General features: G+C 71.2%; 18 protein-coding genes. 10 read left to right on the plus strand and 8 right to left on the minus strand.

Going from position 1 to position 22,053, the window contains the following annotated elements; translation table 11 throughout:
* Positions 1 to 24: 24 nt before the first annotated feature.
* From I5Q34_RS29260 to I5Q34_RS29270, 3 genes are all read right to left on the minus strand, one after another.
* Positions 25 to 1,137: a hypothetical protein gene (locus tag I5Q34_RS29260; RefSeq protein WP_199895460.1), complete on the minus strand. Its 1,113-nt coding sequence runs from the start codon at positions 1,135 to 1,137 to the stop codon at positions 25 to 27.
* A 238-nt stretch (positions 1,138 to 1,375) separates the two neighbouring features.
* Positions 1,376 to 2,581 (minus strand): MFS transporter, encoded by a 1,206-nt coding sequence (locus I5Q34_RS29265; protein WP_199895461.1) that lies wholly within the window; start codon positions 2,579 to 2,581, stop codon positions 1,376 to 1,378.
* 86 nt (positions 2,582 to 2,667) lie between these two features.
* Positions 2,668 to 4,071 (minus strand): MFS transporter, encoded by a 1,404-nt coding sequence (locus I5Q34_RS29270; protein WP_277965576.1) that lies wholly within the window; start codon positions 4,069 to 4,071, stop codon positions 2,668 to 2,670.
* 444 nt (positions 4,072 to 4,515) lie between these two features.
* Between I5Q34_RS29270 and ccrA the strand changes: the two genes are divergently transcribed.
* From ccrA to pssA, 7 genes are all read left to right on the plus strand, one after another.
* On the plus strand, positions 4,516 to 5,853 hold the full coding sequence (gene ccrA / locus I5Q34_RS29275; RefSeq protein WP_199895462.1) for a crotonyl-CoA carboxylase/reductase: 1,338 nt from the start codon (positions 4,516 to 4,518) through the stop codon (positions 5,851 to 5,853).
* Entirely contained in the window at positions 5,853 to 7,865 is a 2,013-nt protein-coding gene (locus tag I5Q34_RS29280; RefSeq protein ID WP_199895463.1) for a protein meaA, read from the plus strand. The genes ccrA and I5Q34_RS29280 overlap by 1 nt, the downstream gene beginning before the upstream one ends.
* Positions 7,862 to 8,824 carry a CoA ester lyase gene (locus I5Q34_RS29285; RefSeq protein ID WP_199895464.1) on the plus strand — a complete coding sequence of 321 codons (963 nt, stop codon included), beginning with the start codon at positions 7,862 to 7,864 and terminating at the stop codon, positions 8,822 to 8,824. The genes I5Q34_RS29280 and I5Q34_RS29285 overlap by 4 nt, the downstream gene beginning before the upstream one ends.
* Positions 8,825 to 8,828: 4 nt before the next feature.
* Positions 8,829 to 9,398 (plus strand): MaoC family dehydratase, encoded by a 570-nt coding sequence (locus tag I5Q34_RS29290; protein ID WP_199895465.1) that lies wholly within the window; start codon positions 8,829 to 8,831, stop codon positions 9,396 to 9,398.
* A gap of 5 nt (positions 9,399 to 9,403) precedes the next feature.
* Positions 9,404 to 10,609, plus strand: coding sequence for an acyl-CoA dehydrogenase family protein (locus I5Q34_RS29295; RefSeq protein WP_199895466.1), 1,206 nt, complete (start codon positions 9,404 to 9,406; stop codon positions 10,607 to 10,609).
* A gap of 180 nt (positions 10,610 to 10,789) precedes the next feature.
* On the plus strand, positions 10,790 to 11,440 hold the full coding sequence (locus I5Q34_RS29300) for a phosphatidylserine decarboxylase (protein WP_199895467.1): 651 nt from the start codon (positions 10,790 to 10,792) through the stop codon (positions 11,438 to 11,440).
* Positions 11,427 to 12,281, plus strand: a complete 855-nt coding sequence (gene pssA, locus I5Q34_RS29305) for a CDP-diacylglycerol--serine O-phosphatidyltransferase (protein WP_199895468.1) — start codon at positions 11,427 to 11,429, stop codon at positions 12,279 to 12,281. Before I5Q34_RS29300 ends, pssA begins: the two co-directional genes overlap by 14 nt.
* Before the next feature lie 403 nt (positions 12,282 to 12,684).
* On the opposite strand, the gene I5Q34_RS29310 is transcribed toward pssA, so the two are convergent.
* Positions 12,685 to 13,800, minus strand: a complete 1,116-nt coding sequence (locus I5Q34_RS29310; RefSeq protein WP_199895469.1) for a glycerate kinase — start codon at positions 13,798 to 13,800, stop codon at positions 12,685 to 12,687.
* A gap of 76 nt (positions 13,801 to 13,876) precedes the next feature.
* On the opposite strand from I5Q34_RS29310, the gene I5Q34_RS29315 reads away from it, so the two are divergent.
* Together I5Q34_RS29315 and I5Q34_RS29320 are read left to right on the plus strand one after the other, a co-directional pair.
* Positions 13,877 to 15,571 (plus strand): BCCT family transporter, encoded by a 1,695-nt coding sequence (locus tag I5Q34_RS29315; protein ID WP_199895470.1) that lies wholly within the window; start codon positions 13,877 to 13,879, stop codon positions 15,569 to 15,571.
* Between the two features lie 73 nt (positions 15,572 to 15,644).
* Positions 15,645 to 16,589 (plus strand): MerR family transcriptional regulator, encoded by a 945-nt coding sequence (locus I5Q34_RS29320; RefSeq protein ID WP_199895471.1) that lies wholly within the window; start codon positions 15,645 to 15,647, stop codon positions 16,587 to 16,589.
* Between the two features lie 101 nt (positions 16,590 to 16,690).
* On the opposite strand, the gene I5Q34_RS35185 is transcribed toward I5Q34_RS29320, so the two are convergent.
* Positions 16,691 to 16,984: a hypothetical protein gene (locus I5Q34_RS35185; protein ID WP_234429878.1), complete on the minus strand. Its 294-nt coding sequence runs from the start codon at positions 16,982 to 16,984 to the stop codon at positions 16,691 to 16,693.
* A gap of 1,882 nt (positions 16,985 to 18,866) precedes the next feature.
* Between I5Q34_RS35185 and I5Q34_RS29330 the strand changes: the two genes are divergently transcribed.
* Positions 18,867 to 20,192, plus strand: a complete 1,326-nt coding sequence (locus I5Q34_RS29330) for a radical SAM protein (protein WP_199895473.1) — start codon at positions 18,867 to 18,869, stop codon at positions 20,190 to 20,192.
* 39 nt (positions 20,193 to 20,231) lie between these two features.
* On the opposite strand, the gene I5Q34_RS29335 is transcribed toward I5Q34_RS29330, so the two are convergent.
* The 3 genes from I5Q34_RS29335 to I5Q34_RS29345 all read right to left on the minus strand — a co-directional run bounded on the left by I5Q34_RS29335 (position 20,232) and on the right by I5Q34_RS29345 (position 22,050).
* Complete coding sequence (locus I5Q34_RS29335) at positions 20,232 to 21,026, minus strand: Tellurium resistance (protein WP_199895474.1); 795 nt, start codon at positions 21,024 to 21,026, stop codon at positions 20,232 to 20,234.
* Positions 21,027 to 21,260: 234 nt separating this feature from the next.
* On the minus strand, positions 21,261 to 21,458 hold the full coding sequence (locus I5Q34_RS29340) for a hypothetical protein (protein WP_199895475.1): 198 nt from the start codon (positions 21,456 to 21,458) through the stop codon (positions 21,261 to 21,263).
* Between the two features lie 61 nt (positions 21,459 to 21,519).
* Positions 21,520 to 22,050: a methylated-DNA--[protein]-cysteine S-methyltransferase gene (locus I5Q34_RS29345; protein WP_234429692.1), complete on the minus strand. Its 531-nt coding sequence runs from the start codon at positions 22,048 to 22,050 to the stop codon at positions 21,520 to 21,522.
* Positions 22,051 to 22,053 lie beyond the last annotated feature (3 nt).

A 22,053-nucleotide genomic window follows, 5' to 3' on the forward strand; every position in this document is an offset into this window, starting at 1 on the left:
TGAGGCCGGAGACCGCCGCTCGGCTCAGCCGATGTCGGGATTGTGGGGGCAGCGCGGGCCTTTGAAGACAATCGGGTTGCCGGCGGTGCTGGAGCCCATTTTCTTTGTGTAGGTCATACCCGACGAGCGCGGAAGGCTGAAGGGCTCGCTGTACTTCATGAGTTGCTCAGTGCGGTCGGCGCGTACGCAGGGATCGACGTATGTGGCGCAGACGAAGTTGCGGACCGAGTCGGGGAAGTAGGCACCGCAGGTCCACCGTGTGCTCTCCGGGACGGGCACGGAGCCCACCTTCTTGAGCGACTTTGATTTGTTCAGGATCCCCTCTTGGCTGACACGCTCACTGACCGGCGTGCCGCCGACCTTCTTCAGGCTGTAAGTCTTGCCGCCCACCTTCGTGGAGCCGTAATTGTCCACGTACACGTAGGCACTGGTGAGGGAATTGCCGCCCTTAGGGCGGAGTTCGATGTTGTCCAGCTTGCCGTACTGATACCAGCTGCGCGGGGACTTGTCGTCCAGTCCTTCGGTGGAGTGCATGCGCGCGAGCTCGTCCTTGTCCATCCAGGTCACGAAGACCTCGGACGATGCCTCCTCGGCGTACCGGATGGTCGCCGGTTGGTTGCCGTTGGGGAAGAAGTTCGCGGCGTGGGTGACTTCGAAATGCTTGAGGTCGGCCTTGATGACCGGAATCACGGACCAGCCGCGGGTGAAGCCGGGGGATACAAATTTCCGTGCGAGCGCCGAGGGGGCCCTGTTGGATCCATAGCCGATGACCGGGGTGCGTTGGGAAGTGTCGGGCGGCAACTGACCACCGATCTCGGACAACCGCTTGTTGAGGAAGTCCTTTACGGCTACTTCCTCGCCTTCGAAAGTGATGGAACTGTCCATGATCGGGTCTCTGCCGACCTCTTGGTACGGGTACGCCTTCCCGTTCACGAAGAGGTAGGAGCCGGGCACGTCCTCGTACGGGTAGTCCAGCGCGAGGTTGACCGTGGAGTTGATCTCGTCGGGCGTGGGATCGGAGGCAGCCACCCCCGGCTGGGTCCGTGCGGCGACCTGCGGGGCAGCAGCCGCCACCCCGGAGGGCAGTGCCAGGCAGACGAAGGTCGTCAGATATACGAGCAGCCTGCGAGAGCGCATGAGAAACCGTTTCCTTTCCCGTGCGGTGATGGGAGCGCGCATCCAGCGCACCCTGGTCCAGGCCTTTCCCCATGCAAAGCCTGAGGTGCGGCATGCGACGCTACGGAACCCTGGACCCAAGCGGCAAGCGCTTCTCTCGGCCACATCGTCATGGCCCAGGGTTTGCCGCCATCGCCAACGGCAGTTGGACGAGGGTCGTGCGCCGGGCTCGTACCGACGGTACGGGCCCGGCCCCGGCTCAACCGACCGGCTGGTGCTCCGAAGGCCCTTCGGCACGGGCGACCACCGCCGAGGGCTCGTGACCGCCGCGGTCCAGGTGACCGGCAACCACCGCGACCGCCAAGCCGACCACCGCCAGCCCCGCCCCCACCAGCGTCGGCGACGTCCACCCCCACCCCGCCGCGATGGCCACGCCACCGAGCCACGCGCCGCCCGCATTCGCGAGGTTGAAGGCGGAGTGGTTGGAGGCCGCCGCCAGCGTCGGGGCATGCCGAGCATGGCGCATGACCAGCATCTGCAAGGGAGTTGTGGTGAGGAAGCCGACCGCGCCGAGTACGACGACCGTGGCCAGCGCCGCCCACGTCACGTGGACGGTGAAGTCGAAGAGGACGAGGACGGCGGCCAGTGCGGCCAGCGAGCCGTACAGCGTGGGGCGCAGCGCGCGGTCGGTCAGCGGGCCGGCGGCGAGCGCGCCGAGGGTCATGCCGACGCCGAAGAGGGCGAGCACCAGGGTGACCGAGGTCTCGGAGAGGCCGGTCACCTCCGTGACCATGGAGGCCAGGTAGCTGTAGACGGCGAAGACCCCGGCGAAGCCGAAGACGGCGGTCAGCAGGCCGAGCAGGACTTGGCGGTTGCCGAGGGCTCGCAGTTCGCGGGCGAGGTTGCCGGGCGTCTCGCCCGCGACGCGCGGGACGAGCAGGGCGAGCGCGGCCATGGCCAGGAGGCCGACGCCGGCGACGACCAGGAAGGTGGCCCGCCAGCCCAGGTGCTGGCCGAGCAGGGTGGCCGAGGGAACGCCGACGATGTTGGCGACGGTCAGGCCGAGGAACATGGTCGCGACGGCCCGGGCCTGCCGACCCTCGGCGACGAGACGCGTGGCGACCACGGCGCCTACGCCGAAGAACGCGCCGTGCGGCAGCCCGGCGAGCACACGCCCGGCGACAAGCGTCCCGAAGGTCGGGGCCAGGGCCGAGGCGAGGTTCCCGATCGTGAACAGTCCCATGAGCAGGACGAGCATGCGTTTACGGGGGACACGGGCGCCCAGGGCGGCCAGCAGCGGGGCGCCGACGACGACGCCGAGTGCGTAGGCGGAGACGAGGTGACCGGCGGTGGGCACGGAGGTGCCCAGGTCGTCGGCGACATTGGGCAGCAGGCCCATCATCACGAACTCGGTCGTCCCGATACCGAAAGCGGAGATCGCCAGGGCGAGCAGGGCCAGGGGCATGGGAGGTCTTTCCGGGGAGGGAGGGAAGGAAGGAGGGCGTACAGACCCTGCGCAACGCAACCACCCGCCCCGGATGTTCCCTCTCGTCACGGACGAGACGAAGGACACACACCCCGCCGCGCCCGGGAACCCGTGCCCGTGATCTCCAGCGCCTCCTCCTCCGTCGACACCGACGGCGGCGAGCCCTCCAGCGGCTGCCCGGCCGTCTCCTTCATGCAGGCCACCGCGGCCAGGCCGACCAGCGCCGCCCCCGCGGCGTACCAGGCGGGGGCCAGGTCGCTGCCGGTGGCGTGGATCAGGCCGGTGGTGATCAGCGGGGTGGTGCCACCGAAGAGGGAAGTGGAGAGGTTGCAACCGATGGACAGTGAGCCGTAGCGGACGCGGGTGGGGAACAGCGCGGGGAGCGCGGCCGACATCGTGCCGAGCAGGCAGACGAGGGGAAGGCCGAGCAGGAGCATGCCGCCGAACACGGCGACGAGGCTGCCCTGCCTCAGCAGCAGGAAGGCGGGTACCGACAGCGCGACGAATCCGCCCATGCCCGCCATCAGCAGCGGTTTGCGGCCCGCGCGGTCGCTGAGCCGGCCCACGAAGGTGATGACGCACATCAGCACGGCCATGGTGACGATCAGGACGGCGATGCCGTGCGCGTCGTCGTACCCCAACCGGTCGGTGAGATAGGTGGGCAGGTAGGAGAGCACCATGTAGTCGGTGATGCCATAGGCTCCGGCCAGGACGACGCACAGTGCCAGCCGGGACCACTGGGTGCGGAAGATCTCCTTCAACCCGGCTGCTTCGGAGGGGCGTTCGGTCCGGTCCAGCTGCCGGAAGGCCGGGGTGTCCTCCAGCCTCAGCCGCAGGTACAGGCCGACGAAGCCGAGCGGCCCGGCGACGAGGAAGGGTACGCGCCACCCCCACTCCCGCATCCCGTCGTCGCCGAGCCACATGCTCATGACGGTGACGAGGCCGGCGGCGCCGATGTAGCCGCCGAGGGTGCCGAACTCGAGGAAACTGCCGTAGAAGCCGCGGCGTTTGTCGGGCGCGTACTCCGCGATGAAGGTGGACGCGCCGCCGTACTCGCCCCCGGTCGAGAAGCCCTGGAGCATCCGGAAACCGATCAGCAGGACCGGGGCCCAGAAACCGATGGCCGCGTACGAGGGGATCAGTCCGATGGCGAAGGTGCCGGCGGCCATCAGCACCATGGTCAGCGCGAGCACGCGTTTGCGGCCGACGCGGTCGCCGAGGGGGCCGAAGAAGAGCCCGCCGAGCGGCCGTACGAGGAAGGCCACGGCGAAGGTCGCCAGGGACGACAGCAGCCGTACGGTGCCGTCGCCGGAGGGGAAGAACACGTCGCCGATGACGACGGCGAGGTAGCTGTAGACGCCGAAGTCGAACCACTCCATGGCGTTGCCGAGCGCCGCCGCCTTCACCGCACGCCTGACCAGCCGTTCGTCCGTGACCGTGACCGCCACGGCGCTGCTGTTTCCGGGCACGACTCGGTTTCCTTTCGACGGGGCTCGTTTCCGCGGCTCGTCTTCGCGCTGGGCGGCGGCTCAAACCCGTCAACAGCCGATTCGCGACACAGAGCGATACAGATCACGCCGAGCGGCAGCCGCGCTCATCTGTGCACCCCCCGGTGACAGATGTCTCAAATTCCTGGCACCCAGTGTCTTGTCGGCTGGCACGCCGTGCCATAACTTGAATCCCGTCCGGGCGGCCGGCCCGCAGACACCGACGTCGCGCGCCGGCTGTCCCCACAAGGCCCTACAAGGCATCACAAGGCACCACTTGTGCGCCCGGACCGCCTGCGTCACCAGGCAAGAGCCACCCGCACCTCCCGCGCGCACCACCCCCGCGCGCTCCCGAACCGACGGCACCATCCCCCGACGTTCCCTCGAGCCCGTTTCCTCTGAACGCGCTTCGCCGGAGGCACAACCGTGAACCAGATACTCGACGCCATCCTCAGCCCCGAGACCAGGAGCGAGGACTTCGCCGCCCTGCCCCTCCCCGAGTCGTACCGCGCGGTGACCGTGCACAAGGACGAGGCGGAGATGTTCGCCGGGCTCAGCTCCCGGGAGAAGGATCCTCGCAAGTCGCTGCACGTCGAGGAGGTGCCGGTGCCCGAACTCGGGCCCGGCGAGGCGCTGGTGGCCGTGATGGCCAGCTCGGTCAACTACAACTCCGTCTGGACGTCGATCTTCGAGCCCGTCCCGACGTTCGCGTTCCTGGAGCGCTACGGGAAGCTGTCGCCGCTCGGCAAGCGGCACGACCTGCCGTACCACGTCATCGGCTCCGACCTGGCCGGCGTCGTGCTGCGCACGGGCCCCGGGGTCAACGCCTGGAGGCCCGGCGACGAGGTCGTGGCGCACTGCCTCTCCGTCGAACTGGAGTCCGCCGACGGGCACAACGACACCATGCTCGACCCCGAGCAGCGCATCTGGGGCTTCGAGACCAACTTCGGCGGCCTCGCCGAGATCGCCCTCGTCAAGTCCAACCAGCTGATGCCCAAGCCGCGTCACCTCAGCTGGGAGGAGGCCGCCGCCCCCGGCCTGGTCAACTCCACCGCCTACCGCCAGCTCGTCTCGCGTAACGGCGCGGGCATGAAGCAGGGCGACAACGTGCTGATCTGGGGCGCGAGCGGCGGACTCGGCTCGTACGCCACGCAGTTCGCGCTCAACGGCGGCGCCAACCCCATCTGCGTCGTCTCCAGCGAGGAGAAGGCGGAGATCTGCCGGCGGATGGGCGCGGAGGCGGTCATCGACCGGAACGCCGAGGGGTACCGGTTCTGGAAGGACGAGCACGAGCAGGACCCGCGCGAGTGGAAGCGGTTCGGCAAGCGCATCCGCGAACTGACCGGCGGCGAGGACGTGGACATCGTCTTCGAGCACCCGGGCCGGGAGACCTTCGGCGCCTCCGTCTACGTCACGCGCAAGGGCGGGACGATCGTCACCTGCGCCTCCACCTCCGGCTACCAGCACCAGTACGACAACCGCTACCTGTGGATGTCGCTGAAGCGGATCGTCGGCTCGCACTTCGCCAACTACCGCGAGGCGTGGGAGGCCAACCGGCTGGTCGCGCAGGGGAAGATCCATCCGACGCTGTCGAGGACGTACCGGCTGGAGGACACCGGCCAGGCCGCGTACGACGTCCACCGCAACCTCCACCAGGGCAAGGTCGGCGTGCTCGCGCTCGCCCCCGAGGAGGGCATGGGCGTACGGGACGAGAAGCTGCGGGCCGAGCATATCGACGCCATCAACCGCTTCCGGAGCCTTTGATGACGGGGCGTCAAAAAGATCGCCCCTGGCTGATGCGGACGTACGCCGGCCACTCCACCGCCGAGGCGTCCAACGAGCTCTACCGGCGCAATCTCGCCAAGGGCCAGACCGGCCTGTCGGTCGCCTTCGACCTGCCGACGCAGACCGGTTACGACCCCGACCACGTCCTCGCCCGCGGCGAGGTCGGCCGGGTCGGCGTGCCGGTCTCCCAACTCGGTGACATGCGACGGCTGTTCCAGGACATCCCGCTGGAGCGGATGAACACCTCCATGACCATCAACGCCACCGCGATGTGGCTGCTGGCCATGTACCAGGTGGTCGCGGAGGAGCAGGGCGCGGACATCGCCCTGCTCCAGGGGACGACGCAGAACGACATCGTCAAGGAGTACCTCTCGCGCGGGACGCACGTCTTCCCGCCCGGGCCGAGCCTCCGCCTGACGACCGACATGATCGCGTACACGGTCCACCACCTCCCCAAGTGGAACCCGATCAACATCTGCAGCTACCACCTGCAGGAGGCGGGCGCCACCCCGGTCCAGGAGATCGCGTACGCGATGAGCACGGCCATCGCCGTCCTCGACTCGGTGTTCGCCTCCGGGCAGGTTCCGGAGGAGCGCCGGGGCGACGTGGTGGCGCGCCTCTCGTTCTTCGTGAACGCGGGCGTACGGTTCGTCGAGGAGATGTGCAAGATGCGGGCGTTCGGCCGCATCTGGGACAAGGTCACGCGCGAGCGGTACGGCATCGAGGACCCCAGGCACCGCCGCTTCCGCTACGGCGTCCAGGTCAACTCCCTCGGCCTGACCGAGGCCCAGCCGGAGAACAACGTCCAGCGCATCGTCCTGGAGATGCTGGCCGTCACCCTCTCCAAGGACGCCCGCGCCCGTGCCGTGCAACTCCCGGCGTGGAACGAGGCGCTGGGGCTGCCCCGCCCCTGGGACCAGCAGTGGTCGCTGCGCATCCAGCAGGTGCTGGCGCACGAGAGCGACCTGCTGGAGTACGAGGACATCTTCGCCGGCTCGCACGTCGTCGAGGCGAAGGTGGACGGGCTGGTGGCCGAGTGCCTGGCCGAGATCGACCGGATCCAGGAGATGGGCGGCGCGATGGCGGCCGTCGAGTCGGGCTACCTCAAGGCGGAGCTGGTCGCCTCGCACGCCGCGCGCCGGGCGCGCATCGAGTCCGGCGAGGAGAAGATCGTCGGCGTCAACTGCTACGAGTCCACCGAGCCCAACCCGCTCACCGCGGACCTCGACACCGCCATCATGACGGTGGATCCGGCCAACGAGGCGCGGGTGGTGGCGGCACTGCACTCCTGGCGCGACGACCGGGACGAAGTGCGGGCCCAGGAGGCCCTGTCGGTGCTGAAGAAGACGGCGGCCGGCTCGGAGAACCTGATGCCGGCGACGCTGGAGTGCGTCCGCGCCGGGGTGACCACCGGGGAGTGGGCCTGGGCGCTGCGCGACGTCTTCGGCGAGTTCCGCGCCCCGACGGGCGTCAGCGGCGCGCCACTGGCCGTCACGGCGGAGGCGGGCACGCCGATGGCCGCGGTCCGGGCGAAGGTGGCGCGGACCGCCGCCGAACTGGGCGGCGGCCGGCTGCGGCTGCTGGTGGGCAAGCCCGGGCTGGACGGGCACTCCAACGGCGCGGAGCAGATCGCCGTCCGGGCCCGTGACGCCGGTTTCGAGGTGGTCTACCAGGGGATCCGGCTCACCCCCGAGCAGATCGTCTCGGCGGCCGTGGCCGAGGACGTGCACTGCGTCGGGCTGTCCATCCTCTCCGGCTCGCACGCCGCGCTGGTGCCCGACGTGCTGGCCCGGCTGCGCGCGGCGGGCGCGGGCGAGCTGCCCGTGATCGTCGGCGGCATCATCCCGGCCGCGGACGCGGACGCCCTGCGGGCGGCCGGCGTCGCGGCCGTCTTCACCCCCAAGGACTTCGGCATCACCGAGATCATCGGTCGTATCGTCGATGAGATCCGTACAGCGAACGCGCTCGACCCCCTGGAGGTCTCCGCATGACTCCCGTGAACCGGCTCCGTCCCCGCCGCTCCTGCCTCGCGGTGCCCGGCAGCAACCCCCGTTTCCTGGAGAAGGCCCAGGGCCTCCCGGCGGACCAGGTGTTCCTCGATCTGGAGGACGCCTGCGCACCGCTCGTCAAGGAGAAGGCCCGCCACATGATCGTGGAGGCGCTCAACGAGGGCGACTGGTCGGGCAAGGCGCGCGTCGTGCGCGTCAACGACTGGACGACGCACTGGACGTACCGGGACGTCATCACCGTCGTCGAGGGCGCGGGCCCGAACCTCGACTGCGTCATGCTGCCGAAGGTGCAGGACGCCCGGCAGGTCGTCGCCCTGGACCTGCTGCTGACCCAGATCGAGAAGACGATGGGCTTCGAGGTCGGGCGGATCGGCATCGAGGCGCAGATCGAGAACGCCAAGGGCCTGGTGAACGTGGACGACATCGCGGCCTCCTCGCCCCGGCTGGAGACCATCGTCTTCGGCCCGGCCGACTTCATGGCGTCCATCAACATGAGGACCCTGGTCGTCGGCGAGCAGCCGGCGGGCTACGGCGCGGACGCCTACCACTACATCCTGATGCGCATCCTGATGGCCGCCCGCGCCCACGACCTCCAGGCGATCGACGGCCCCTACCTCCAGGTCCGCAACCCCGACGGCTTCCGCGAGGTCGCGGGGCGCGCGGCGGCGCTGGGCTTCGACGGCAAGTGGGTGCTCCACCCGGACCAGGTGGGGATCGCCAACGAGCTGTTCTCGCCGTCCCAGGAGGACTACGACCACGCCGAGCTGATCCTCGACGCCTACGCGTACTGCACCTCCGAGGAGGGCGGCGCGAAGGGGTCGGCGATGCTCGGCGACGAGATGATCGACGAGGCCAGCCGGAAGATGGCGCTGGTGATCGCCGGCAAGGGCCGGGCCGCCGGCATGACCCGTACGTCGAAGTTCGAGATCCCGGAGGCGTAGCACCGTGCAGTTCGGCCGCACCTACGAAGAGTTCACCGTCGGCGACGTCTACAAGCACTGGCCCGGCAAGACGGTGACGGAGTACGACGACCACCTGTTCTGTCTGCTCACCATGAACCATCACCCGCTGCACATGGACAGCAACTACGCGGAGCGGACCACCGACTTCAAGCGGAACGTGGTCGTCGGCAACTACGTCTACTCCCTGCTGCTGGGGATGTCCGTGCCGGACGTCTCGGGCAAGGCGATCGCCAACCTGGAGGTCGAGTCGCTGCGGCACGTGGCGCCAACCTTCCACGGCGACACGATCTACGGCGAGACGACCGTCCTGGGCAAGACGCCCTCGAAGTCGAAGTCCGACCGCGGGATCGTGCACGTCGAGACCCGCGGCTACAAGCAGGACGGCACCCTCGTCTGCGTCTTCCGGCGCAAGGTGATGGTCCCGACCGCCCAGTACATCGAGGAGCGCGGCGGCGAGCAGCCCGGCCGCCCGCCCGTCTCCCACCACCACCCTCAAACGACGCCCCTTCGGGGCGACCCCTCCGGATTCCAACCGATCGTCCAGGAGAAGTGAGCAGCATGGGCCGCCTCGCACAGACCGACGGACTGACCGACGTCCAGCAGGAGATCCTCGCCACCGTCCGCGGCTTCGTGGACAAGGAGATCATCCCGGTCGCCACGGAGCTGGAGCACCGCGACGAGTACCCGACGCAGATCGTCGAGGGCCTCAAGGAACTCGGCGTCTTCGGGCTGATGATCCCCGAGGAGTACGGCGGTCTCGGGGAGTCGCTGCTCACCTACGCGCTGTGCGTGGAGGAGATAGCCCGGGGCTGGATGAGCGTCTCCGGCATCATCAACACCCATTTCATCGTCGCCTACATGATCAAGCAGCACGGGACGCAGGAGCAGAAGGACCACTTCCTGCCCCGGATGGCGACGGGCGAGGTGCGGGGCGCGTTCTCGATGTCCGAGCCGGGGCTGGGCTCGGATGTGTCGGCCATCACGTCCAAGGCCGTGCGCGACGGGGACGACTACGTGCTGACCGGCCAGAAGATGTGGCTGACCAACGGGGGTTCCTCGACGCTGGTGGCGGTGCTGTGCCGCACGGACGAGGGACATCCGGAGGGGACGGCGCCGCACAAGTCGATGACGACCTTCCTGGTGGAAAAGGAGCCCGGGTTCGGCCAGGTCAAGCCGGGGCTGACCATCCCCGGAAAGATCGACAAGATGGGGTACAAGGGCGTCGACACCACCGAACTGATCATGGACGGCCTGCGTGTTCCGGCCGGCCGGGTCCTCGGCGGCGCCACGGGCCGGGGCTTCTACCAGATGATGGACGGCGTCGAGGTGGGCCGCGTCAACGTCGCGGCGCGTGGCTGCGGCGTCGCCCAGCGTGCGTTCGAACTCGGCGTCTCCTACGCGCAGCAGCGCCACACCTTCGGCAAGCCCATCGCCCAGCACCAGGCGATTCAGTTCAAGCTTGCCGAAATGGGTACAAAAGTCGAAACCGCCCATGCGATGATGGTGAGTGCCGCACGCAAGAAGGACTCGGGCCGGCGCAACGACCTGGAAGCCGGAATGGCCAAGTACCTCGCCTCCGAGTACTGCAAGGAGGTGGTGGAGGACGCCTTCCGCATCCACGGCGGCTACGGCTTCTCCAAGGAGTACGAGATCGAACGGCTCTACCGCGAGGCGCCGATGCTCCTGATCGGCGAGGGAACGGCCGAGATCCAGAAAATGATCATCGGTCGCCGCCTCCTCGAGGAGTACCGAATTCAGGGTTAATTGTCCGAATTGGGGGGATTTGGCGGAGGATTCGCCGAGATGTAGATCACACACTGTCATCGATGTCCGGCCATTGACTGGCGCTGGCGCTTGGCCAGTTGTCGCTCGCAACCGATAGCATCGCCGGAAAGCCGCCGTCCCCCGATCGTTATGCGGCACCCTCCGCTACGAAGGTCATCCATGCCCCACAGCTCTTCCTCTGCACCACGCGGCCGCGTCGTCCGCCTTGCGCGCGGAGCATCGCCGTGGCTCCTCCCCACCGTCGCCACCGCGGCGGTCAGCCTCACCCGCGCCCGCCGCTCCGGGCGCTGGGCCGCACTGGCCGTGCCGTCGACCGCTCTCGCGGCCGGCATGCTGTGGTTCTTCCGCGACCCGGAGCGGGAGATCGCCCAGGGCCGGGTCATCTCCCCCGCCGACGGCGTGGTGCAGAGCATCATGCCGTGGAAGGACGGACGCACCCGCGTCGCGATCTTCATGAGCCCGCTCAACGTCCACGTCAACCGGGCCCCCATGGCCGGCACCGTGACGTCGGTCGAGCACGTCCCCGGTGGGTTCGTGCCGGCCTTCAACAAGGAGAGCGAGAACAACGAGCGGGTCGTCTGGCACTTCGACACCGAGCTCGGCGACATCGAGATGGTGCAGATCGCCGGCGCGGTCGCCCGGCGCATCGTCCCCTACGTTCCGCAGGGCACCAAGGTGGAGCAGGGCGAACGCATCGGCCTGATCCGCTTCGGCTCGCGCGTCGACGTCTACCTCCCCGAGGGCGTCGAGGCGGCCGTCGAGGTCGGCCAGGCCACCACGGCAGGAGTGACGCGCCTTGACCGTGATTGATCCCGACACACAGGTCGACTGGGTCCCGGAGGCGGAGCCCGAGGACGACGTCGACGACATGCCGCTGTCCACGCGGCTGTCGATAGCGGACACCCTCACCCTGGGCAACGCCATCTGCGGCTTCATGGCGGTGTACTTCACCACCACCGGCATCCTCATGCCCCACCTCACCGACAGTGAGGACGGCGGCATGGCGCGCAACAGCGCGGCCACGGCGGTGATGCTGATGCTGCTCGCCTCGGTCTTCGACCTCTTCGACGGCCTGGTGGCGCGCAAGCTGCGCAGCTCGGCGATGGGTGCCGAGCTGGACAACCTCTCCGACCTGATCAGCTTCGGCCTCGCCCCCGCGTACTTCGTGGTGGTGTGGGGCGTCGTCGCCCAGGGCGCGCACCAGAAGGTCTCGGCGGTCGCCGCCGTGGTGGTGCTGCTCGCGGTGATCCTGCGGCTGGCGCGCTTCTCGTGCGTGCCGATGCGGGACGGGATCTTCCAGGGGATGCCCAGCCCCTTCGGCGCCCTGACGGTCGTCTCCGTGGTGCTGCTGGAGCTGCCGTTCATCCCGACGCTGCTGGCGATCTTGGGCGTGGCGTGGCTGATGGTGAGCCGCGTCGAGTACCCCAAGCCGCGGGGGCGCCTCGCGGTGGCGATGCTCAGCTGGATCGTGCTCAGCATGGGTCTGCTGGCGGCGTGGGCGTTCGACGCGCCGGGCGGTGAGCTGCTGCTCCAGACCGGCTGTGCGCTCCAGCTCGTGCTGGGGGCGGTGATTCCGCTCTTCGCGACGGCGCGGCGGGTGAACACGTTCCGCGACAACCGTCGTGAGGCGCGGGCGGCTCAGCTGCCGTAGCGGCTCTTCCTCCAAGGCCCCGGGCTCCGCCCGGGGCCTTTTTCGCGCCTGCGGCGCGGGGCCGGTGCCGCCATCGGCGGGTGCGGGCTGCCCGGTGTTTTCCGCGCCTGCGGCGCGGTCCTTGCCCCACCCGCGCACCGCCCGTTGCCCTTGCCCGCAGGGGCGGGGCTCACCGGTGGGTGGCCGGACGCCGTCGGCGGCAGCGGGTGCCGGTACGGCTCGGCGAGCTTTCCCGGCGCTGCGGACCGCCTCTGCGGGGGCGGTGCCGGGTGGTGCGCGGGTGGGGGCAGGACCGCGCCGCAGGCGCGTGCGCCACCGGCCGGCGGGCGGACGCCGACGGCGCCCGGCCGCGGCCAGTGCGTCCGCCCGCCGACGCATCCGCCCACCGGGCGGGACCCCGCCGTCAGGCGAGGAGATCCCGCCCCACCCGCTCCCCCAGCCGCTCCAGCAGCGGCCCCGCATCCGCGATGCACCGCGAGGCGTCCGGCTCCAGCTCCGTGAGCGCGTACGCCCGCTCCACGCCCAGCACGTCCAGCTCTCCGCGCGACAGTGCGAGGAGCCCGCACACGGCCACCACTCGTACGCCCCGTTCCCGCGCCGCCCGGGCGACCCCGGCCACCGCCTTCCCCCGCAGCGTCTGCCCGTCCAGCGACCCCTCCCCCGTGATCACCAGATCCGTCCGCTCCAGCGCCGCCGCGAAGCCCAGCGACTCCAGCAGCACCTCGATCCCGGGGCGGAAGACCGCGCCCAGCCCGACCAGGGCCCCGTAGCCCACGCCCCCGGCGGCCCCCGCGCCGGGCGCGGACGCCGACGCCGGGTCCAGTACCCGGGCCGCGTGCGCGAGGGCGGCGTCGAGGACGGCGACGTCCTCGGGGGAGGCGCCCTTCTGCGGGCCGTAGACCGCGGCCGCCCCCGCCGCCCCGGTCAGCGGGTTGTCGACGTCGCTCGCCAGGACGACGTCCGTCGCCGCCAGCCGCGCGTCCAGCCCGGACAGGTCCGCGCGGGCCAGCGCGGCCAGGGCGGCGCCCCCCGGCCCGACGGGCCGTCCCTCCGCGTCCAGGAAGCGCGCGCCGAGCGCGGCGAGCATGCCCGCCCCGGCGTCCGTCGAGGCGCTGCCGCCCACGCCGAGGACGACCGTCCGCACCCCCGCGTCCAGCGCGGCCCGCAGCAGTTCCCCCGTACCGAAGCTGGTGGCGGTCAGCGGCGCGAAGCGGCCCGGCGGCAGCCGCCGCAGGCCAGACGCCTCGGCCATCTCCACCACGGCCGTGCCGCCCCGCAGGGCCCACGCCGCGGTGACGGGCCCGCCGAGCGGCCCGGTCACCCGCGCGGTGCGGCGCTCGAAGCCGACGGCCACCGCCGCGTCCACCGTCCCGTCTCCCCCGTCCGCGACGGGCAGCGCCGTGACGCGCACGCCCCGCGAAGCCCGGCGCAGTCCCGCGCCCAGATGTGCCGCGACCTCGACGGCCGTCAGCGAGCCCTTGAACTTGTCCGCCGCGATGAGCACCCGTGCGTCCGCCATCCGCCGACCGTAGCCCGGCGCCGACGCGGCGTGCCAGGCCGCCCATTGCGCCCCAACCCGGCCATAGTGGGGCGTCATGAGCACCGAGACGACCGATGAGTACGCCCCGCCGCGGGACGAACGCCCGGACATGCCCCTCGTCGCCATCGGCGCCGTCTCCGTCCTGGCGGTGGTCGCCTGGGCGGCGATCGGCAAGAAGTCCTTCCACCGCGTCGTCACGGACGCCCTCGGCTGGGTGCTGTCCAACTTCGCCTGGCTGTTCGTCATCGCGGCCGACGTGTTCCTCGTGCTGTGCGCGGTCATCGCCGTCAGCCGCTACGGACGGATCCGGCTCGGTGCGGACGACTCCCGGCCGGAGTTCAGCAACCTGGCCTGGATCGCCATGATGTTCAGCGCCGGCATGGGCATCGGCCTGATGTTCTACGGCGTGGGGGAACCCCTCCAGCACTTCGTGGTCCCGCCCCCGGGCAGCGGCGTCGAGGCGAACACCCCGGCCGCCGCCCGCACCGCGCTGGAGTACTCGTTCTTCCACTGGACGCTGCACCCTTGGGCGATCTACGGCATGTCCGGACTCGCCCTCGCCTACGCGGGCTTCCGCAAGGGCCGCGGAAACCGGCTGAGTTCGGCGTTCGTCCCGCTGCTGGGCGAGGAGCGCGCCGACGGCTGGCCGGGCCGGATCATCGACCTGCTCGCGGTCTTCGCGACGGTCTTCGGCACCGCGACGAGCCTGGGGCTGGGCGCCCTCCAGGTGTCCAAGGGGCTGAACATCACCACCGGCGTCAAGGACACCACCTCGCTGGAACTGATCATCATCGGTTCCCTGTCGGCCGCGTTCGTGCTCTCCGCCTTCTCCGGCCTGCACAAGGGCGTCAAATGGCTCAGCACGCTCAACATCGCGCTGGCCGCCTGCCTGATGCTCTTCGTCTTCCTGCTGGGGCCGACGGTCTTCATCCTCAACGCCGTGCCCGCCTCGGCCGGCGGGTACCTGCAGGACCTGCTCACCCTGGCGACCCGCACCGGCGCCTTCACCGACTCCAAGTGGCTGGGCGCCTGGACGGTCTTCTACTGGGCCTGGTGGCTGTCCTGGGCGCCGTTCGTCGGCACGTTCATCGCCCGCATCTCGCACGGCCGCACCATCCGCGAGTTCCTCGTCGGCGTCCTGCTCGTGCCCAGCGGGGCGACGGTCCTGTGGTTCTGCGTCATGGGCGGCAGTGCCCTGCGCCTGGACCTGACCGGCGCCGCCGACATGGCCGGCACCGTCGCCCAGGGCGCGGAGTCCTCGCTGTTCGCCCTGCTCGACACCCTGCCGCTGTCCACCCTGGTCTCCTGGATCGCGATGGTCCTGGTGATGACCTACTTCATCACCAGCGCGGACTCCGCGTCCCTCGTCATGGGCTCCCTCACCAGCCGCGGGGCGCTGCACCCGAAGGACTGGCTGGTCGTCACCTGGGGCGTGCTCATGGCCGCGGTGGCGGCCGTCCTGCTGGTGGCGGGCGGCCTGCAGTCGCTGCAGTCGGCGACGATCCTCGTCGCCCTCCCGTTCGTCCTGGTCATGCTCGCCCTGTGCTGGTCGCTCCTGACCGAGCTCCGCACCGACCCCGGCGCGGGCCCGGCCCGCCACCACGCGCTCCACGGCCTGCGCGACGCCATGCGCACGATGATCGGCGAGGCGATCACCGAACACGGCCCGGTGCGCCACCCCCGCCTGCGCCGCGTCGCGGAGAGCGCGCGCGAGCGGGGCGACGGGGAGGACGGGCCCGGGCCGTCCTGAGCCGACGGCCTGTTGACCCTGCCCCCGGGGGCAGGGTTTAGCTTCTGCGGGAACGGCAGCGGAGGCGAGCGGGATGAGAATCGGCGATGCCGCCCGGCGGGCGGGCGCGACGGTCAAGGCGGTGCGCTACTACGAGGCACTGGGGCTGGTCACGCCCGTCCGGCTGGGGAACGGCTACCGCGACTACGGCGAGCACGACGTGCGGGTCATCCGGGAGATCCGGACGCTCAACCGGCTGGGGATCCCCGTCGAGCTCACCCGTCCCTTCCTCGACTGCATCGAGTCCGGCCGGCCGCACGCCGACGACTGTCCGGCCTCGCTGGCCGGCTACCAGGACGCGATCGACGACCTGACCCGGCGGATCGGCGAACTGTCCGCCCGCCGGGCCGCGTTGGTCCGGCAGCTGCACGAGGCCGCCCACCGCAACAGCACCGTCCCCCCAGGAGAACCGATGCACGACTTCACCAGCCTGCCCGCCGGACTGCCCGTCCCCGAGGACGACGGCGCCTGCGACCACCTGCCCGGCCTGGCCGTCCCCCGCCTCGAACTCGCGGCCACGGACGGCCGGACGGTACGCCTCGACGCGCCGGGGCCCGGGCGTACCGTGGTCTACCTGTACCCGCTGACCGGGCGGCCCGACCGGGACCTGCCGGAGGGCTGGGACGCGATCCCCGGGGCCCGCGGCTGCACCCCCGAGTCCTGCGGCTTCCGCGACCACCACGAGGAGCTCGTCGAGGCCGGTGCCGGGCGGGTGTTCGGGCTCTCCGGCCAGGACACCACGTACCAGCGCGAGGTGGTCGACCGGCTGCGCCTGCCGTTCGCGATCCTCTCCGACCCGGGCCTGCGGCTGGCCGACGAGCTGAAGCTGCCGACCTTCGAGGCGGGCGGGCAGCGGCTGTTCAAGCGGTTGACGCTCGTCCTGCGGGACGGGCTCGTCGAGCACGTCTTCTACCCCGTGTTCCCGCCCAACGAGCACGCGGGGCAGGTCCTGGAGTGGCTGCGCGCGCACCCGGCCTGACCCTCGGGACCGGGAAGGGGTCAGGCCGGGTGGGGTGATCGGCCCGGGCGGGGTGGCCGGCCCGGATTGGGTGGTGGGCCCGGGTGGGACGGCGGGCCGGCTCAGCCCGTCAGGCAGACGCCGAAAACCTTCATCTCGACGGCCGTCGGGCTCGTGTTGTTGACCGACACGAGGTAGAAGTTGTCGCGCCCGCTGGGGTAGGCGTCGAGCTTCTCGATTCCGCCCTGGTCCCGGTTGCCCGGCTGCGCGTATCCGCCGCCGATGATCCGGGTGCCGGCGGGGCAGGAGGGACTGCTGAGCAACTGCGACCGCGCCAGGGCGGGGACGGTGTAGTCCCGTTCGACCGTGCGCAGATCCAGGGGGCCGGGGTTGCTCGCCGGTCCGGGCGGGCCCATGGGGCCGGGTGGCCCGGCAGGGCCCGCGGGGCCGGTCGCTCCGGCCGGTCCGGACGGGCCTGTGGGCCCGGTGGGACCACTGGGGCCCGTGGGTCCGATCCCTCCACTGGGCCCGGCCGGTCCCATCGGTCCGGCCGGGCCGATGGGACCCCTTGGACCCGGGTCGCCCTTGGGCCCCATGGGACCCATGGGCCCCGTCGGTCCCGGAGGTCCACCGGGATTGCCCGGATCCCCCTTGGGTCCGGGGGGTCCCATGGGACCGACAGGTCCTGGGGGGCCACCCGGATCACCCTGATCGCCCTTTGGACCGGCGGGCCCCATGGGTCCCGCGGGTCCGCCGGGACCTGCCGGACCCACCGGGCCCGGCATCCCGCCCGGTCCCATCGGCCCGACAGGACCCTGGCCGCCCTTCGGTCCTGCCGGTCCGGACGGACCCACGGGGCCGGACGGTCCGGCAGGTCCCACACGACCGGGGTCGCCCCTGTCCCCTTTCGGCCCCACAGGACCGGCAGGACCGGTGACCGTGTCGCCCTTCGGACCCGCAGGACCCGCAGGACCAACGGGCCCGGCAGCCCCGGCAGATCCGACGAGACCCTGCTCGCCCCTGTCTCCCCTGTCCCCCTTCTCGCCCTTGGGCCCCGCAGGGCCCATGGGGCCCATCGGACCGGTGGGCCCTGCCGGACCCACCGGCCCCGGCCTCCCACCCGGCCCGGCAGGCCCACCCGGCCCGACCAGCCCAGGCGGACCAGGCGGACCAGGCGGCCCGGCAGGTCCGCCACGGCCGGGGTCCCCCCTGTCCCCCTTCGGACCCACAAGACCGGGAGGCCCCGCCGGGCCGGGAACCCCCGGATTCCCCTTCGGGCCGGGAGGCCCGGCCGGACCGGCGACCGGATCACCCTTCGGTCCGGCCGGCCCCGGAGGCCCTGGAGGCCCGGCCGGTCCGGGTGGCCCTCCCGGACCGGGTCGTCCCACCGGACCGGGCGGCCCCGCAGGACCCGGAACCCCCGGATCCCCGCCCCCCTCCGGCCCGCAGAAGGGCACGGCACCCGACGGCCGGACGTAGCGCGCGCTCAGCCAGCCCCGCCGGTCCGCGAGCCGGTACCAGAGCGCGTTCCCTTGCACCCGCTCGCCGTTGGCCTTGCAGTCGATGAGAACGCGGGCCCCCGGTTCGTACACACCGATGACCGGTGCGCCGGTGCTGGGAGCACCGCGGACGTTCTGGCCGGCGCCGGCGACCACCTTGCCCGGCACCGGACCGCCGCCGACCCGGCTCGCCCCGTCATCCGCGCCCATCGCTCCCGCGATCGCGCCGAGCGCCGTCCCCGACGAGGCGCAGAACAGCGACAACAGCCCCACGGCGACGGCCCGCCGTCTCGTCGCGACGACATCGAAACTCTTCCTAAGAATCGACATATCACTCCTTTCACCCTTCACGGGCCTCGGAGTGGCACAGGAACACGGGGAAGACGGGACATCCGTGAGACGGACCTGGCGGTGCGCCCGAATGCAGCCGGGACGCCACTCGCCCGGGGGACGCGCCGGGCATACAAAAGGACAGCCGGGCGGGATCGACTCCGCACTAAGTCGACAAATCGGCATGCGGCAGGCTTCCGGCCGCCCGCCCCCTCCGGCGACCGCACACCCGGCCCGCCCGCGCGGGCGCTCCACGCCCGGTGGTGACGAGGCCGCGGCGCATCGGCCTGTGGACCTAGGTCGCCTGCGGCGAAACCCCGCACGTTAGCATCGGCAACGCGTCCTCCGTTCCCCGGCGGACGCAAGTGCCGTCCCGGCGCACATCGTTGTGCGTCGTTGCCCGCGCCGGGGCGGCACCTGGCCCGGCACGGGCCGGGCGAACACCACGCGCACGCACGAGGGAGCGGTCATGGGACGCAGCCGGACGGACGAGGTCGAGGATCTGATGGCACGCTTCCCCGGGGTGCCGCGGGAAGCCGTCATCAAGGAGGACCTGCTGCGCGGCGGCATCGCCTTCGACGACGAGGCTCTGACCGGCGACGAGGGCGGCGACGTCAAACCGAAGTCCTACTTCATCTTCTCCTTCGACCACGGGACCCTCCCCGAGCTCGGCGCCGCCGCCCTGCGCCGCCCGCCGGAGGAGATCGTCCTCACCGGCGGCCCGTACGAGCTGCGGCGCACCGTCGTCTCGGTGCGGGTCAACCCGAACTCGCCCTACCGCGTGGGCGTCACGTCCGACGGCTCGCTGGGCCTCATGCTCGACGGGCGGCTCATCGCGGACGTGGGCCTGCCGCCGATGCCGGACTACTACCGGCACACCCTCCCCAACGGGAAGTCGGTGATGGAGGTCGCCCCGACGATCCAGTGGGGCTACCTCATCTACCTGACGGTCTTCCGGGTCTGCCAGTACTTCGGCGCGAAGGAGGAGTGCCAGTACTGCGACATCAACCACAACTGGCGCCAGCACAAGGCGGCCGGCCGCCCCTACACCGGGGTGAAGTCGGTCGAGGAGGTGCTGGAGGCGCTGGAGATCATCGACAAGCACGACACGGCGGGCGCCTCCCGCGCCTACACCCTGACCGGCGGTTCGATCACCTCGCGGGTCCAGGGGCTGGGCGAGGCGGACTTCTACGGGCGTTACGCGCAGGCGATCGAGGAGCGCTTCCCGGGCCGCTGGATCGGCAAGGTGGTCGCGCAGGCCCTGCCCAAGGAGGACGTCCAGCGCTTCCACGACTACGGGATCCGCATCTACCACCCCAACTACGAGGTGTGGGACCGCCGTCTCTTCGAGCTCTACTGCCCCGGCAAGGAGCGCTACGTCGGCCGCGACGAGTGGCACCGCCGGATCCTGGACTCGGCGGAGATCTTCGGGCCGCGCAACGTGATCCCCAACTTCGTCGCGGGCGTGGAGATGGCGGCGCCGGCGGGCTTCACCACGGTCGACGAGGCCATCGCCTCGACGGAGGAGGGGCTGCGGTTCTTCATGTCCCGCGGCATCACCCCGCGGTTCACCACCTGGTGCCCGGAGCCGACGACCCCGCTGGGCAAGCAGAACCCGGCGGGCGCGCCCCTGGAGTACCACATCCGGCTGCTGGAGACCTACCGCGGCACGATGGAGGAGTTCGGGCTGACGTCGCCGCCCGGTTACGGGCCGTCCGGGGCGGGGCGCGCGGTGTTCTCGGTGAGTTCGTTCATGGACAGCCTGCCCGAGGGCATGCAGGGCGCGGAGGACTGAGCGTCCGGGGGCGCGAACGCCGTTCCACCGGGCCGTGGTTCAGTCCGTGGCCTTGCGCCCCCGTACCCATTGCAGGCCCCACCCGTAGAGCCGGTCGAGGTCGGCCTGGTAGCCGTAGACGTAGCGGGCCTCGCGGCGCAGGACGAGGCGGCCGTCCCGGTTCTCGATGAGCGCGACCGCGCAGGAGCGGGCGTGCGGGTCCCGTTCGTGGAGCTCGACGACGAAGCCTCGGCCGGTGGGCGGGTGGAAGCCGACCGCCGCGTGCACCCGGCTGAAGGCGGGGGCCCCGCTGTAGATGTAGACGAAGACCAGCAGGCGCCGGAACTCCCGGGTCCGGTCCAGGTTGACGAAGAGCGTCTCGCCCGACGCGGAGCCGAAGCGGTTGTCGTCGCCGAGGGCCACGTACGGCGGGCCGTGCAGGTCTCCCGCGAGGCCGCCGAGGGGCTGTACGACGCCCCTGCTCCCGTCGGCGAGTTCGTACAGGCAGGCCAGGTCGAGATCGACGGTCACCATGACCGGGCCCTGGGGTTGTTCCCACAGCGCCGGGATGCGCGGCCGCAGCGGGAGCAACGACGGCCGGGCGGGCGGCGGTTCGCCCGAGGGTACCTGCCAGGTCAGGTTGACGCGCAGGGTGCCGGCGTCCGCCCCGTGCTCGGTGAGCGGCACCACGGGGTGGCCCCTGGTGAGCCGGCAGTGCAACGGGTCGTCGAAGGAAATCCCCCGCGGACGGCCGCGCAGGACATGGTCCAGGAGACTTCCGCCCGTCTCGCGCGGCGGAGCGGGCGCCGGAATTCCGGCGAGGCGCGGTTTTCCTCCGTTGCGGTGTTCCCACATCGCTGCCCGGTTTCCCTTCCCGGCGATCTCCTCCGAGCCGGCACGTCAGCAGAACAGCATGTCAACAAAGCGAGAAGTCGGGAAGTCGCCGGAAAGAGAAAGGGGATCATTCCCGCACCGTGGGAGGGGTCGCCGCCGCGACGGGCCGGATTCCCGGACGAACACGTGAAATTATAAGAATACGCATCAGTGCATGCAAGAGCGCCTTTGCCGCGAAAGCGGAATTCCCCCTCGTCACATCTTCACCGTCACATCTTCGCCGAACACCTTTCGGAGGAGGCCGCGGATGCCGGGCTCCGCGCCGCCCTGCGCGCGGCCGGCGGCGGACTCCACCGGGACCGGCCGCCGGCCGAACCGGCCCGGGCCGGCCACCGCTTGAGCGAGCCGCCGCTCGCCGGCGGCCCGGGGCGCGGCCCGGATCATCACGCTCACCGCGCAGGACGGGCCGAGTCCGGTGAATTCCCGGGATTCACAGCCGAGTCGACGTGTCCTTTCAGAAGAGCCCTTCCTGCTCCCCCGCCCCGGCCACCCCGCGCTCGAAGGCCAGCAGCCGCCGCTTGCGGTCGAGCCCGCCCCCGTAGCCGGTGAGGCTGCCGTCGGCCCCGACGACCCGGTGGCAGGGGACGATGATCCCGACCGGGTTCCTGCCGTTGGCGAGCCCGACGGCCCGGGAGGCGCCCGGTGCCCCGATGTGCTCGGCGAGCTCCCCGTAGGAGACGGTGGTGCCGTACGGGATCTCGGTCAGGCCGGCCCACACGCGCCGCTGGAAGGGCGTGCCGTGCAGGTCGAGCCGCAGGTCGAAACGGGTCGACTCGCCCGCGAAGTAGGCCGCCAGCTGCCGCGCCGCCTCGGCGAAGGGGGCGTCCCGGACGTCCCCGGGCACACCGAAGTCCTCCTCGGGCGGGCGGTGTCGCTGGTCGGTCATGTACAGGTGGGAGAGCGTGCCGTCGGTGGCGACGAGCGTGAGCGGGCCGTAGGGGCTCTCCAGGACGACGTGGACTATGGCGGCGTCAAGTACAGACATGGC

Origin of the sequence: Streptomyces sp. AV19 (assembly GCF_015999245.1) — a bacterium.
Lineage (GTDB): Bacteria > Actinomycetota > Actinomycetes > Streptomycetales > Streptomycetaceae > Streptomyces.